The sequence below is a fragment of the Phocaeicola abscessus CCUG 55929 genome (assembly GCF_000312445.1).
GTDB lineage: Bacteria > Bacteroidota > Bacteroidia > Bacteroidales > Bacteroidaceae > Phocaeicola > Phocaeicola abscessus.
The window spans coordinates 675503-689374 of the sequence record NZ_HE997182.1 but is presented as its reverse complement, the minus strand read 5'-3'; the positions used below and the strand labels follow the sequence as shown (position 1 = coordinate 689374).

Sequence of the window (13872 nt, the reverse complement as noted above, 5' to 3'; positions counted from 1 at the left end):
TTAACCATGTCAATAACCCGGATTCTGATCCTTCACCGGATCAATAGCCTTATTATAGTTCGTTTCTATAACTGGAATAGCCCAAAGAAGCATAGACGTATCCAAGTCTATCCCTTCTGACATTTTTATCGTTTCCACAGCTTTATTAGTCCGCAACAGATCCAGCCATCTTTTACATTCCAGAATCATTTCATATCCTCTCTCCCGAAGTACAAGTTCAAAAAATGAATTAACATTGTAATCCGATAATTTGAAATCCACTGGAGATTCGATTTCCGAATTATAACCATACCCACGGCGATGTACCTTATTTACATACTCCATTGCTTCTGTCGTAGGTCCGCCGTTCGCCCAATTGGCAGCTTCTGCATAAATCAACAGCACTTCCGGATAACGATAAATTGGCCAGTCATTCGAAGCACTGGTCGTACCGTTGGGATCGATATATTTCTTAAAAAGCATCGTATTAGCTCCTAAGCCGATATTCCAAGGATAGAAATTATGCTGTTTTCTCAGATCGTTATCATCCCAATTTTTATAAAAATAATTATCCGTTGTCGAATAGAAAGAATACCAGTTATTACCATAAGGCTTATAACCATCTCCGTTTATATGGAAAAAGCTCATCAAATCCCACCCCTTCTGATCTGTATACTTAAAATAGAAAATCTCTTCAGTCGTAGTCAGGATATCGGCACCATATATTTTTTCAAAATCATCCGGTTCTGAAACCTGTACCAAAGAATATTTACCCGAATCAATGACCTCTTTTGCCTTATCCCGAGCATTCTCCCACTTCTTTAATGTCAGATACACGTCAGCCAACAATGTTTTTGCCGTCCATTTAGAAGGAGTACCCAATAAGCGAGGATTATCCGGTAAATGCTCTTCCGCATATTCCAAATCACTAAGGATAAGCTTATAAACATCTTCAACCGATGCTCTGGGAAGATTGATAACATCCATCGTTTTTTCCGTACGAAGAGGTACTCCTGCCCATAAACGTACCAATGCAAAATAATCGAAAGCCCTCAAAAATTTAGCCTCCCCCACAAATTGTGCTTTCTTTTCTTCCGATATTCTAGTTCCAGCAGGTGTGTTTTTGATAACTACATTCGCATTTCGGATCGATAAATAAAGTGCAGTCCACACATGCCCCATATTGGTAATATTGGCAGTGCTGAAACCCTTATACTTGCTGATAGTTGCCAAACTACCCTTTCCGTAAACATTATCCGGACATGCTTCCAGCAAGGTAAAATAAGAAGTGAATTTACTGCCGTGTATCGGTTCATATACTCCATTTAAAGCTGCAGCTATTTCTTCTGCTGTATTATAAAACGTTTTACTAGCAATTGCTTTGGGATTTTCCTCCAGCATATCATTGCATCCGGAGAAAAATGTTAAAACGATTATCGTATAGATCAAATTTTTCATCGTATTAAATATTTAAAATGATAACTTAACACCAACAGTAAATCCTTTTGCCGTAGGATATGAATAATAATCTATGCCCTGATTCAGGGAAGCCCCTCCGCCTTTCGAGTTCACTTCCGGATCCCACCATGGATATTTTGTGATGGTCAACAGATTTTGGCCGCTAATATAGACCTGCCCCCATTTCAGCCAGTTTATTCCCAATTTATTGGTCGGTAGATTATAAGCTAATTTGATATTTTTTAAACGGAGATACGAACCATTATAAATAAAATTATCTGCCATTTTAGTCGATATCACATTATCTACAGCCGGATACTTGGCCTTCGTATGATCGGGAGCCCAGTGATTATAAAAGACCTCTTTCAATGCATTATATCCCAGATAAGTTTTATAATTCTGAGTAATCATACTAAAACCATAAATATCATTTCCCTGTGATCCTTGGATAAAGAAACTTAATTCGAAATTCTTCCAAGACATGGTAGAGGTCAACCCATAAATAAAATCAGGATTCGGATCGCCGATGATCGTTTTATCATCTTCCGAGATACTACCATCTTTATGATTATCTTTATACACAAAATGTCCTTTTTCATCGAAGCCATCCGTCTGATACCCATAGAAAATACTCATAGGCAGACCTTCACGAAGCAAATTTACATAATCATTAGCTACGATCAAGTTATATGTCGTACCCTGTACATCTTGCCCTTCATAGAGTTTGACAACTTTATTACGGTTAAAAGATATATTTGCCGATGCACTCCACTTAAAGTCTTTGTTCAAAATATCGGCATCCATCTGGAATTCAAAACCTCTGTTTCTTATTTTTCCAATATTTTTAACCGTTGTCGTATATCCCAATGAAGCCGGTAACTGAACGGTATTCAGCAAATCACGTGTATTCTTCAGATAATAATCGGCGGTCAAACGCAAGCGATTGCCGAAAAAGCCAATATCTAATCCGATATCTGTTTGTGAGGTAGTTTCCCATTTCAAATCACTCGGCAAGCGGGTTCCCGGAGCATAATAAGTATATAAAGCATCATCAAAACTCACTTTCCCGGAAAATAACATATCCAGTGTATAATACGGATTAATAGCCGTACTACCCGTTTGGCCGTATCCAATTCTTAACTTTCCGTTAGAAATAAAAGAAAGAGTTTTCATAAAGTCTTCCTCCGAAAAACGCCAAGCCAATGCTCCGGAAGGGAAATAGCCCCATTTATTCCCTTTGCTATAGCGGGAAGAACCGTCGGTTCTAAAACTTGCCGTTGCCAAATATTTTCCCTTATAAGAATAATTGAAACGTCCCAGCCAAGATAATAAAGTCCAGTCTGTATAAGAAGAAGACGGAGTATGTATTATAGTCGCAGATCCCAGATCATACGAACTCGCCGCATCGCTTAAAAAACCGGCACCAGATGCACCCAACGATTTACGGGTATACTTTTCATAAGTAAAAGCACCTGTTGCAGTAATCGAATGATCTTTATCGATCGTTTTGTGATAAGTCACGATGTTATCGCTATTTATTGTCAAACTGTTGTTAGTCGAGACCCCTGCCGCCCCGGATGAATTGGGGTATTCCACTCCTATATAGTTATCCAGGCGGGTATCCGTATTCGACACGTTTCCGGATATTTTTATCGACAAATCATCAATAGGTTTATACGTCAATGCGATATTTGCCATTACTTTATTACCGACTTGCTTTTTGGAAATCTCATTGAAATAGGCGATCGGATTAATCAGATTATCCGGGCTGAACGGATAGATACCATTCAATAAACGGTATTGCCCGTCTTCCATATAGGGACCAACTGTAGGGGTTGCCGAAAGAGCCGATAATAATATATTTTCTTCATCCGTCAGCGATTGTACCGTTCTACTCAATATTGAATTATACGATATGGAGAATTTTTTATTTATTTCGTGGTTAATGTTTGCCCTTAATACAATCCTTTGGTAATCATTGTTTTTAATAATTCCTTCCTGATCATAGAAACTGGTTCCCACAGAAAACTGAGTCTTTTCATTTCCTCCATTAACCGTCAATGAATAATTTTGTACGGGAGCAGAACGAAAAATTAAATCCTGCCAGTCCGTTCCCCTTCCAAAACTTGCGATATCGTTTGGTGAAAAATATTTTTCACCTTTGGTATTTTCCCAAAAGAGATTATAGAAATTGGCATATTCGGTAGCATCCATCAACTCCATTTTCTTTCTAACGGTCTGCACGCTATAGCTGCCTTCATAATCTATACTAACTCTTCCTTCTTTCGCTTGTTTGGTTGTCACGATAATAACGCCGTTCGCTCCACGAGAACCGTAAATAGCGGTTGCCGAAGCATCTTTTAAAACTTCAACGCTTTCTATATCCGAAGAGTTTATCATACTCTGATCGCCGGGAAAGCCATTTATGATCCATAATGGTTCGTTATTGCCGGAAATAGAATTAGTACCTCTGATGCGTATCTGCATATTGGCGCCGGGAGCACCAGAATTCTGTTGTATCTGTACCCCTGGTACCCTACCCTGCAAAGCCTGCGATATATTATTGGTAGGAAGATCCATTATCACATTACTTTTCACAGAAGATACCGAACCCGTTAAATCAGATTTCTTAACCGTCCCGTATCCGATCACCACTACCTCGTCCAGAGTTTCGGTATCTTCTTTTAAGACGAGATTGAGCGTTCGTTGATTGCCGAGTTTGATTTCGACGGTGGTATAACCGATATAAGAAACGATTAATACAGCATTGTCGGATACGTTCAACGAGAAGTTTCCGTCCGTATCAGTAATAGTGCCGTTCGCGGTACCTTTTTCGAGGATGTTGACACCGATGACAGGCTCATCTTTGGAGTCTGTAATTTTACCGGTTATCGTTTTCTTCGTGGATTGTTGAACCGAACCCACTTCATCTGTACTCTTTGTATATAAGGAGATGTAGTTATGAGAGAACTTATAGCCAATATTACTTTGGCCAAAAGCGCTTGCCAAGATATCCGATACGGATTTACTACCAGCGGAGACAGTAATTTTCTGAGCAGTATCGACATCGTTCTTCTTATAGATAAACAAATAATCGGTCTGCCTCTCTATTTCGGAAATCAGTTTACCAACTGTCAAGGTGTTCGATCTAAGGTTAACAGTCGTATTCTGAGAAAAAATGGTTCCTGCTTTCAATTGGAATACAAAGAAGGAACAAAAAAACAGTGTTATTTTCATGATACACAGTATTTTCTTCATACATTTGCAAAATAAAAGGTGAATACTAATTGTTGCGTAATCTCATAGCATTAGTAAGGATCCTTTTGAGGAGAGTATTCCCAGTACTCTCCTTTTGGTTCTATACTAATAATAAACGTGTGTCTAAGTTTTTTTCTTCATAAGCCATCCGATTTAAGGGTTCATATTATCAGTAAATTTCTATCATATAGTCTGTTTTTATTTTATATTTAAACTTCCCGGCTTTACTGATCGCCTTCATAATGGTTTCTATGTCATCGCCCTGCCGAAACTTCCCATAGTATACTTGATTCAGTATCTCCGGACGGTCGATTCGGAATCGCACCTGATACCACAGTCCTAAATGAGATAACAAGTCTTTAAAAGGCATATCGCTGAAGTCATAGATACCAGTCTGATCCAACTGTTTCTGCTTATAAACGGAAGAGATTTTACGGAGTTTTCCATCCTCTATCGAAACCTTTTCATTGGGTTTCATATAAATTCCTTCGGATTCGTTATCTTTATCATATACATAGACCGAGCCTTTCACCAACTCCGTTTCAAAGATTTCACTTTCCGGATAGGCAAAGACGTTAAATTCGGTTCCTAATACCCGGACATTAAACCGTTTCGTCATCACGACGAACGGTTTAACAGGGTTTCTGCTAATCTTAAAATAAGCCTCCCCCTCCAATTGAACAATCCTTTTACCTTTATCGAAAACAGAGGGAATCCTCAAGCGTGAGGACGGATTTAAAGTCACCGTGCTTTTATCGGCCAAAGTAATCGAGACTCGCTGCCCTTTAGGCGCTTCAACCCATGTATATTGATTCTTATAGGTATTCACGGTCTGGTGTTGCGACAATAGCCATGAGCCGACAACCAACAATCCTACCGCAGCATATTTGGACAGTTCAAAGACAAGTCGACGATTCTTCCGTTTGTTAACCGTCCGTTTCAATTCCTTCAACCGTTTCTCCGACCAGCGATTGTCCTCTCTCCGTGCGGCCATACTCGATAAGGCAACAGCATTTTGCAGGGCGACAAATTCTTTCTTCAAGGCATCATCTGTTCTCAATTTTAGGAAAAGGGCATCCTTTTCCTCTTCTGCCAAAGTACCTTCAAAGTATTTATATAGTTCTTCATCCATTCGAATTCGAGTTTTATCTTAAGACGAAAAAACACCTTTCGAACCACCCAAGGGAATTTGAAATTTAATCTTGTTTAACAGAGAAGGAAGAAAAGGGGGAGGTAATCCTTCAAAGCAACCCGCAGTTTACGTAAAGCGGCAGACATTTGTCCTTCTATCGTGTTTGTCGATATTTCCAACCGTTCGGATATCTCTTTATAAGTCAATCCTTCCATCCGGCTTAACAGGAAGATTTCACGGCAACGATCGGGCAAGGAAAGAATAGCTTCCTGAATAATCCGTTCCAATTCGGACAAAGTAAAGCCGTTTTCATCAAAAGCTTCCAAAGCATATAACTTCAAATTCAGTTCTTGCTGTTCTATGCCCGACAGGTTGCAAAATCGCTCTTTCTTGACAGTACGAAGCGTATCGACACACCGATTCTTCACCACTGTAAACAAATAGGCATTGATATTACCGCTACAAGGGATTTGATCGCGGTTTTCCCATAACCGAAGGAATATATCCTGCACAATATTCTCCGAATCGGAAAAACTCAACAAATATGTATTGGCGAAACGAACTAATTTGGGATAATAGATGTTATATATCCTATCGAAGTCGGCTTCGGTCTTCCACAGCATGTTAGACTTAAGATCTTTAATCATATTCGCAGGTAATTCCAATACAAATATAAACAATTTTACAGCTTACAAAAATAAAAGCAGAATCAAATCAGCCCTAAGCCATTGACAAAAATAAAGATGATACCTAAAGGAGCAACGTATTTAATGACAAACATATAGGCATTGAAAACGCCTTTCCGTATTATTCCGCCATTCGTTACTTCATCGTAAGAAATATTCCGATCCCAATACCAGCCCACAAAGAGAGAGACGAGCAGCCCTCCAAAAGGAAGCATAATCTTGGCCGTCAGATAATCCAGCATATCAAAAACGCCTTTATCAAACAAAGTATATGTTTTCAGAACACCCAAGGACAGAGAGGCTAACATCCCTATGACAAGGCTGAAACCGGTAACAAGCGAGGCAGCACGTCTGCGGGTGAAATGGAATTGCTCGAAGAGAAAGGCCGTAGACACCTCATGCAAGGAAATGGTCGAAGTCAATGCAGCTAAAGCCAACAATACGTAGAAGAGGAGAGAGAAAAAATAGGCGACTACAGGAGCACCGCTAAACGCCTGTTGAAAAACATTCGGCAAAGTAATAAAGATCAAAGAGGGCCCGGCATCAGGACGAATGCCAACGGAGATGGCCGCCGGAAAGATGATCATGCCAGCGAGGATAGCCACCAACGTATCGATGAAACCAACGCCTACGGCAGTCTTCAACAACTTCGTTTCTTTGGAAAAATAGGAGGCATAAGTAGAAAGGCACCCCATACCGAGGCTTAAAGAGAAAAATGTCTGTCCCATAGCGGACAATAAGGCAGCTCCGTCGATCTTCTCGAAATCCGGATGAAATAAGAATCGAAGCCCGACAGTACTACCTGGCAGCATCATGGCACAAACAGCCAAAACGATCAATAGGATAAACAATACGGGCATTAAAACCTTCGAGAAACGCTCAATGCCTTTCTGAACGCCCTTGACTATCACATAATGAGTCATGAGCATGAAGACGAACAGCCAGGCCAACGGACGAACCGGATCCGCAGAGAAAGACCGGAATGCAGCGACGAACTGCTCCGGCGTTTTACCCGCAAAGTCGTTGCATCCCGCCTCGATGACGTACTCTAAAGTCCAACCGGCAACCACGGTATAATAACCGAAAATTAAAAATCCTGTGAGTACTCCTAAATAACCGACCCACTTCCACGGTGTCCCCGGAGCCAAGACGTTGAAAGAGCTTCCGGTACTCGCCTTGGCATGGCGTCCAATGGAAAACTCGGCGATCATCACAGGTATTCCGAGCGCAACTACACAAACCAGATAAATTAAGATAAATGCAGCCCCGCCATGAGCGCCTGTCTCGTACGGGAAACGCCAAATATTCCCCAGCCCTACTGCGGAACCGGCTGCAGCCAATACCGCACCGATCTTACTTCCGAAATGAACTCTCTCCATGTTATTCAATGCCGACTGTTCTTTCAGTTTATTACTTTAGAATTGCAAAAGTATGAAATTAAATACAAAAAGGCTTGTTTATTTAACGAATTTCGAAACAGATGCCCGTCGATCGCTAACCATGAAAATGAATGTTTACTCCCGTCGAGCCACTCAATAGCATCAAAACACTTGTTTTTACTCCGACAACGGGCGGGACAGGTTTCAAACCTCTCGAAATAACGTTGCTCACGATGATTTTCATTTTCCTGCTACGTCAATAAAAAACGTCGCAGGCTTGATTCGTAAAACAAGAATCCGTAGTTTTGCAACAAACTAAAAACATCGATATGTTCAGAAAATATCCTCTTTCACTGATTACAATCTCCATCATCTCTTACCTGTCGTTATTCCAGCCCCCCCAAACGACATTGACCGAAACCCCGTTCATGGACAAAATAGCGCATATCTGCATGTACGGCGGATTAGGCCTGATAATATGGTTCGAATATTTGCGGAGACACCCCCGATTGAATAAGAAACAATTGATCAACGGTGCGATCCTCGTACCCATCCTTTTCAGCGGAGGCATAGAACTGATACAAGAATACGGCACGACCTATCGGGGAGGAGATTGGCTGGACTGGTTATGTAACTCGATAGGGATTTTGTCGGCCGCCTTCATCGGCTATTATTTCTTAAGACCTTTTATGAGCAAGTATTTGCAACGGAAAAGGAAATAGCTCATTCGTTCTCCATCGTTCCCCAAGCCGAAAAGGGGTGTGTCGACAGATAAGCATTGTAAAATCTCCTGTCGCCCGTTACTTCTTTTCCAATGAAAGAGGGCTTCACATAAGGTTCATGCTCCGCCTTCAGTTCCACCTCGGCCATGATGAGCCCCTCGTTTCCGCCGTGAAATTCATCCACTTCGAAAACATGTCGTCCGCATTTGACCAGATATCGATACTTATCGATCAATTCGGGGGCGCAGAGCGCCATTAAATCGCGCGCCTCCTGCAAAGGAATCTCTTTTTCCCATTCGTAACGGCTCATCCCGCCGGCACTCGAAGGACCTTTAACGGTGATATACCCCTTGTCGTCACGAATACGGATTCGCACGGAACGTCTCCTCCCCTTCGTCAGATATCCCTGGGTAATATGAGTCTTGGCATAAGCCATCGTCTTATAGCTGTCGTTGACGACCAAGAATTTGCGTTCAATCTCTTGAGACATGGCGGTATGTTTATGCTTCCCGGTCCGTCAAATCCGATAAGTGAATACGAACATCAACAGGATAGCCAAAACGATCAAGGCAATGCAAATGCCCTTTATGATCTTGTTCGCTTTATCCCGCGCTCTCTTTTCTTTCGCTGTTTTCCTATGGTTTTTTCCCATTGCAGTACTCTTTAAGATATAACATTGTTTTGTTCAAAAATAGACAGTTTCAAATTAAATCCCAAATAATTCCGCGTCTAATTTCCTGTACCGGAGAATTCCATGAGGTAGGCCTTGATGAAACCGTCGATCTTGCCGTCCATGACACCTCCCACATCGGAGGTTTGATAGTTCGTACGGTGATCCTTGACCCGTCGGTCATCGAATACATAGCTTCGGATTTGCGATCCCCATTCGATTTTCTTCTTTCCGGCTTCCACTTTCGCCTGCTCTTCCATCCGATGCTGCAGTTCCTTGTTATACAGAATGGAACGCAGGTGGCGCAAGGCGTTCTCACGGTTGTGAGGCTGATCGCGAGTTTCCGTATTCTCGATCAGAATTTCCTCCTCTTCGCTGGTATACGGATCTTTATACTGATAGCGCAACCGAACGCCGGACTCCACCTTGTTGACGTTCTGTCCGCCGGCACCTCCGCTGCGAAAGGTATCCCAACTGATCCTTGCGGGATCGATGTTCACTTCGATACTGTCGTCGACCAAAGGAGCGGCAAACACGGAAGCGAAAGAAGTCATCCGCTTTCCCTGAGCGTTGTAGGGAGAAACTCTGACCAGGCGGTGCACGCCGTTTTCGCCCTTCAAATATCCATAGGCGAAACTTCCTTCGATGTTCATCGTCACGCTCTTTATGCCGGCCTCGTCGCCTTCCTGCAAATCGGCAATGGTTACCTTATAGCCGTTCGTTTCGGCATAACGCATATACATCCTCATCAGCATGGAGGCCCAATCCTGACTTTCCGTTCCTCCTGCGCCCGAATTGATTTTCAGTATGCAATCCATCTGATCGGATTCCTGGCGAAGCATATTCTTCAATTCCAAAGCCTCGATAGCAGCGATAGCTTTCCGATAGGCAGCATCTATCTCCGCTTCCGTTACCAGTTCATCCTTATAAAAGTCCATCGCTATTTCCAATTCCCCGCTCAAGGTCTCGACCTCCTTGTATCCATCGATCCATTTCTGCAAATCCTTTATTTTCCTCATCTGGGCTTCGGCTTTTTGGGTATCTTCCCAAAAGCCGGGAGCCTGCGTGCGCAGTTGTTCCTCCTCTACCTGAATCAGTTTCCGATCTATATCCAAATACTTATTGAGCGCCGCCGTCCGGTCTCTTACATCTTTCAGTTGATCCGTTGTTATCATATATCATCTTTACTATTTATTCGGCATACATGGCAGCGATTTCGTCCGCATAATTCTCTTCGACGACGCTGCGTTTGATCTTCATCGTATGGGTCAGTTCGCCCTTCTCCATGCGAAACGGATGAGGCAAGAGTGTAAATTTCTTTATCTGCTCGTAGTGGGCGAATTGCTGCTGCAACGTATCGATATGGCTGGTAAACAACTGATGGATACGCTCCTGTTTCACCAAATCTTCCATCGAAGCGTACGCAATGCCTTTGTCTTTCGCATATTTCTCTATCAGTTCGAAATTCGGAACAATGAGGGCGGAGACGAACTTGCGTCCATCCGCAATAATCGTTATCTGATCGATAAACCTGTCCACCACCAGTTTCGATTCGATGCTTTGAGGAGCGATGTACTTGCCGTTCGACGTTTTGAACAAGTCTTTCAGCCGCTCCGTCAAGAAGAGGTGACCGTCCTTGATATAGCCCGCATCTCCCGTCCGGAACCATCCGTCTGAGGTAAACGCAGCCTTGGTCAATGCTTCTTTCTTATAATATCCATGCGTAATGCTGGCTCCTTTCAGCAGAATCTCGTTATTCTCTCCGATCTTTACCTGCACATGAGGCATCACTCTGCCCACGCTGCCTATCACATGGTCGTAGTCGGTCTCGCACGAAACGGTAGCCAACGATTCCGTCAGCCCGTAACCTGCAATCATATTGATCCCTACGCCGAGAACGAACTCCTGCACTGCAGGAGGGATGGCGGCTCCGGCCGTCGGGAAGAATCGTCCGCGCTCCAGCCCCAATCGTTTTCGCAGCAGGCTGTACACCATTTTCTCATAGAGTCTGTACCGAAGGCGGAGGAAGAGCGGCGCCGACTTTCCCCGACGCACATAGCGGATATTATATTCCTTCCCCACGCGAATCGCATCCAGCATCACCGCTTTCTTAACGCCCGACGTTTCGTTGAGCAAGTCATTGACGCCGTGATACACTTTCTCCCAGAAGCGGGGGACGCTGCACATGCAAGTGGGATGAACCTCGCGCAAGGATTGCTGAATATCAGTGGGGTGAAGATTGACGGCCATCGTGCAACCTTCGGAGATGCACCAATACGTCCACGCCCGTTCAAAGACATGAGTATAAGGCAGGAAATTCATCACCACATCTTTCGGCCCCAGGTCGGGGAAACGTTTGTGATGAGCTTCCAAAGCCGCCTCGTAACACGAATGCCTGAGCATGACTCCCTTGCTCTCGCCGGTCGTACCGCTCGTATAAAGGATGTTGGCGATATCCTCGGGGCTCGATTCCTCCGTCCGCCTGTCGACTTCCGCCTGATGTGGGCGAGTCGCTCCCAATTGCAAAAACTCGTCGAAATAAATGGAATTCCGATCCTGCGGCAACTTCCTGACCCGCTTATCGTAGATGATGATCTTTTTCAACGAAGTGCCTAAAGACATCACTTTACATGCCACCTCGTATTGCAGCTGCTCTCCGACAAACAAAAAGCGAACCGACGCTTCATCCAATATATAGTGTATCTGCGTTTCGGAATTGGTGGCATAAAAAGGGATCGTCACCGCCCGGACACCGTAAGCACCGTAATCCGTATAAAGATTCTCCGGCATGTTCTGAGAAAAGACGCCGATGTTCTCCTGAACGCCCACACCTAATTCGATCAACGAATTCGAAACGGCAGCGACGATCTCCGCAAATTTGTTCCATGAGACGGAATCCCACGTACCGGTCTCGTAATTACGATGTTTAAGAGCTACGTGATTACCGAATTTCTTCGCCTGATTCTGTATCAGGTTCGACATAAGAGAACTACTCATGATCTGTTTTTTACGTAATACGCTGCAAAGGTATCGTTTTAATTTGGAAAACGAACCGTAAAGACCGCACAAATTTCGAAACCGACAAGGAGAGAAATCCCCGGAAAGAACACCCGTAAGCCTGTCGGAAATTATTATATTTCGCGCAAAAAGGACAAAATTCGAAACAAACCTGTATCTTTGTCCCGTAGAGCAAAAGAAAAGAGATGACGGCTGATATCACGAACTTAACATTTGAAGCAACGAACTTGTTAAAATCCTTAATCGGCATTCCTTCTATCAGCAAAGAAGAGGAAAAAACCGCGGATTTTCTCCAGAATTACATAGAAGAACAGGGCATTCTGACCAGCCGGTCGGGCAACAACCTCTGGTGCATCGGCCCTGCGCCGGACACCGCCAAACCGACCATCCTGCTGAACTCGCACATCGATACGGTCAAACCGGTGCAAGGGTGGAGGAGACAACCCTTTACCGCGAAACTCGAAGACGGTAAGCTCTACGGGCTGGGAAGCAACGATGCCGGCGCCAGTCTGGTCTCCCTGTTCCACGTGTTTCGTTATTTAACCGCTAAAGAACAGGCTTATAACCTGATCTACCTGGCCTCCTGCGAAGAGGAAATATCCGGCAAAGGCGGTATCGAAAGCGTATTGCCCCTATTGCCTCCCGTCAACATCGCCCTCGTGGGCGAACCCACAGGTATGCAACCGGCCGTCGCGGAGAAAGGATTGATGGTATTGGACGTCATCGCCCGCGGAAAGGCCGGACATGCGGCGCGCGACGAAGGCGTGAACGCTATCTATCGGATGATGGACGACATGGAATGGTTCCGCCGCTACCGCTTCCCCAAGGAGTCGGCGCTGCTGGGACCGGTGAAAATGACCGTCACGGCCATCCAGGCAGGTACGCAACACAATGTCGTACCCGATATCTGCACGATGTTGGTGGACGTCCGAAGCAACGAATGTTATTCCAACGAGGAATTATACGAAGATATTTGCACACACGTAAAGAACGAGGTGAACGCCCATTCTTTCCGCCTGAACTCCTCGAGCATCGATATCGGGCATCCCTTGGTACAAAGGGCCGTCGCCTTGGGCAGGATACCCTTTGGCTCGCCCGCTCTCTCCGACCAGGCACTGATCCCCTTCCCCTCCTTAAAAATGGGACCGGGACAATCTTCCCGCTCGCATACGGCCGACGAGTACGTCGAACTCTCCGAAATAGAAGAAGCCATCGACTTGTACATCCGGTTGTTGGACGGCCTGGTTCTTTGATCGGAAGATTGAAGCGGTCGTCGTTCGAAAGCCATCTCCTTTTCCGCCGTCGCTAATCCACTCGACAAGAGCTAAAATCCGTTTTAGGCGCTGCCGAGCCACTCGGCGGGAGCTAAAATCCGTTTTAGGCGCTGCCGAGCCGCTCAGCGGGAGATAAAATCCGTTTTAGGCGTTGCCGAGCCGCTCAGCGGGAGATAAAATCCGTTTTAGACGTTATCGAGCCACTCGGCGGAAACTAAAATCCGTTTTAGGCGTTATCGAGCCGCTCAGCGGGAGATAAAATCCATTTTAGGCACTGCCGAGCCGCTCAGCGGTCT

At 44.4% G+C, this 13872-nt stretch carries 11 protein-coding genes; 2 read left to right on the top strand and 9 right to left on the bottom strand.

Annotated features, from left to right (window positions below; genetic code table 11):
* Window positions 1–9 precede the first annotated feature (9 nt).
* The 5 genes from BN102_RS02720 to BN102_RS02700 all read right to left on the bottom strand — a co-directional run bounded on the left by BN102_RS02720 (window position 10) and on the right by BN102_RS02700 (window position 7901).
* On the bottom strand, window positions 10–1437 hold the full coding sequence (locus BN102_RS02720; protein ID WP_019207538.1) for a RagB/SusD family nutrient uptake outer membrane protein: 1428 nt from the start codon (window positions 1435–1437) through the stop codon (window positions 10–12).
* A gap of 12 nt (window positions 1438–1449) precedes the next feature.
* Window positions 1450–4674 (bottom strand): TonB-dependent receptor, encoded by a 3225-nt coding sequence (locus BN102_RS02715; RefSeq protein ID WP_083867193.1) that lies wholly within the window; start codon window positions 4672–4674, stop codon window positions 1450–1452.
* A 190-nt stretch (window positions 4675–4864) separates the two neighbouring features.
* Window positions 4865–5827, bottom strand: coding sequence for a FecR family protein (locus BN102_RS02710; protein ID WP_019207536.1), 963 nt, complete (start codon window positions 5825–5827; stop codon window positions 4865–4867).
* Between the two features lie 74 nt (window positions 5828–5901).
* A complete protein-coding gene (locus BN102_RS02705) occupies window positions 5902–6474 on the bottom strand; it encodes an RNA polymerase sigma-70 factor (RefSeq protein ID WP_019207535.1) in 573 nt (190 codons plus the stop codon).
* A gap of 62 nt (window positions 6475–6536) precedes the next feature.
* Window positions 6537–7901 (bottom strand): sodium-dependent transporter, encoded by a 1365-nt coding sequence (locus BN102_RS02700; protein WP_021312142.1) that lies wholly within the window; start codon window positions 7899–7901, stop codon window positions 6537–6539.
* 320 nt (window positions 7902–8221) lie between these two features.
* Here BN102_RS02700 and BN102_RS02695 point away from each other — a divergent pair, with 320 nt between their 5' ends.
* Entirely contained in the window at window positions 8222–8614 is a 393-nt protein-coding gene (locus BN102_RS02695; protein WP_019207533.1) for a VanZ family protein, read from the top strand.
* 1 nt (window position 8615) lies between these two features.
* Here BN102_RS02695 and BN102_RS02690 read toward each other — a convergent pair whose 3' ends face one another.
* The 4 genes from BN102_RS02690 to BN102_RS02680 all read right to left on the bottom strand — a co-directional run bounded on the left by BN102_RS02690 (window position 8616) and on the right by BN102_RS02680 (window position 12281).
* Entirely contained in the window at window positions 8616–9104 is a 489-nt protein-coding gene (locus BN102_RS02690; RefSeq protein ID WP_019207532.1) for a CYTH domain-containing protein, read from the bottom strand.
* A gap of 27 nt (window positions 9105–9131) precedes the next feature.
* Entirely contained in the window at window positions 9132–9266 is a 135-nt protein-coding gene (locus tag BN102_RS11215) for a hypothetical protein (protein ID WP_019207531.1), read from the bottom strand.
* A gap of 77 nt (window positions 9267–9343) precedes the next feature.
* Complete coding sequence (gene prfB, locus BN102_RS02685) at window positions 9344–10459, bottom strand: peptide chain release factor 2 (RefSeq protein ID WP_019207530.1); 1116 nt, start codon at window positions 10457–10459, stop codon at window positions 9344–9346.
* Between the two features lie 16 nt (window positions 10460–10475).
* Window positions 10476–12281 (bottom strand): AMP-dependent synthetase/ligase, encoded by a 1806-nt coding sequence (locus tag BN102_RS02680; RefSeq protein ID WP_019207529.1) that lies wholly within the window; start codon window positions 12279–12281, stop codon window positions 10476–10478.
* Between the two features lie 206 nt (window positions 12282–12487).
* On the opposite strand from BN102_RS02680, the gene BN102_RS02675 reads away from it, so the two are divergent.
* Window positions 12488–13555, top strand: coding sequence for a M20 family metallo-hydrolase (locus BN102_RS02675; RefSeq protein WP_019207528.1), 1068 nt, complete (start codon window positions 12488–12490; stop codon window positions 13553–13555).
* Window positions 13556–13872: the final 317 nt, after the last annotated feature.

Coding starts and splice junctions, on each gene's coding strand:
- BN102_RS02720 (WP_019207538.1), bottom strand. CDS start 1,437: ATGAAAAATTTGATCTATACGATAATCGTTTTAACATTTTTCTCCGGA.
- BN102_RS02715 (WP_083867193.1), bottom strand. CDS start 4,674: ATGAAAATAACACTGTTTTTTTGTTCCTTCTTTGTATTCCAATTGAAA.
- BN102_RS02710 (WP_019207536.1), bottom strand. CDS start 5,827: ATGGATGAAGAACTATATAAATACTTTGAAGGTACTTTGGCAGAAGAG.
- BN102_RS02705 (WP_019207535.1), bottom strand. CDS start 6,474: ATGATTAAAGATCTTAAGTCTAACATGCTGTGGAAGACCGAAGCCGAC.
- BN102_RS02695 (WP_019207533.1), top strand. CDS start 8,222: ATGTTCAGAAAATATCCTCTTTCACTGATTACAATCTCCATCATCTCT.
- BN102_RS02690 (WP_019207532.1), bottom strand. CDS start 9,104: ATGTCTCAAGAGATTGAACGCAAATTCTTGGTCGTCAACGACAGCTAT.
- BN102_RS11215 (WP_019207531.1), bottom strand. CDS start 9,266: ATGGGAAAAAACCATAGGAAAACAGCGAAAGAAAAGAGAGCGCGGGAT.
- prfB (WP_019207530.1), bottom strand. CDS start 10,459: ATGATAACAACGGATCAACTGAAAGATGTAAGAGACCGGACGGCGGCG.
- BN102_RS02680 (WP_019207529.1), bottom strand. CDS start 12,281: ATGAGTAGTTCTCTTATGTCGAACCTGATACAGAATCAGGCGAAGAAA.
- BN102_RS02675 (WP_019207528.1), top strand. CDS start 12,488: ATGACGGCTGATATCACGAACTTAACATTTGAAGCAACGAACTTGTTA.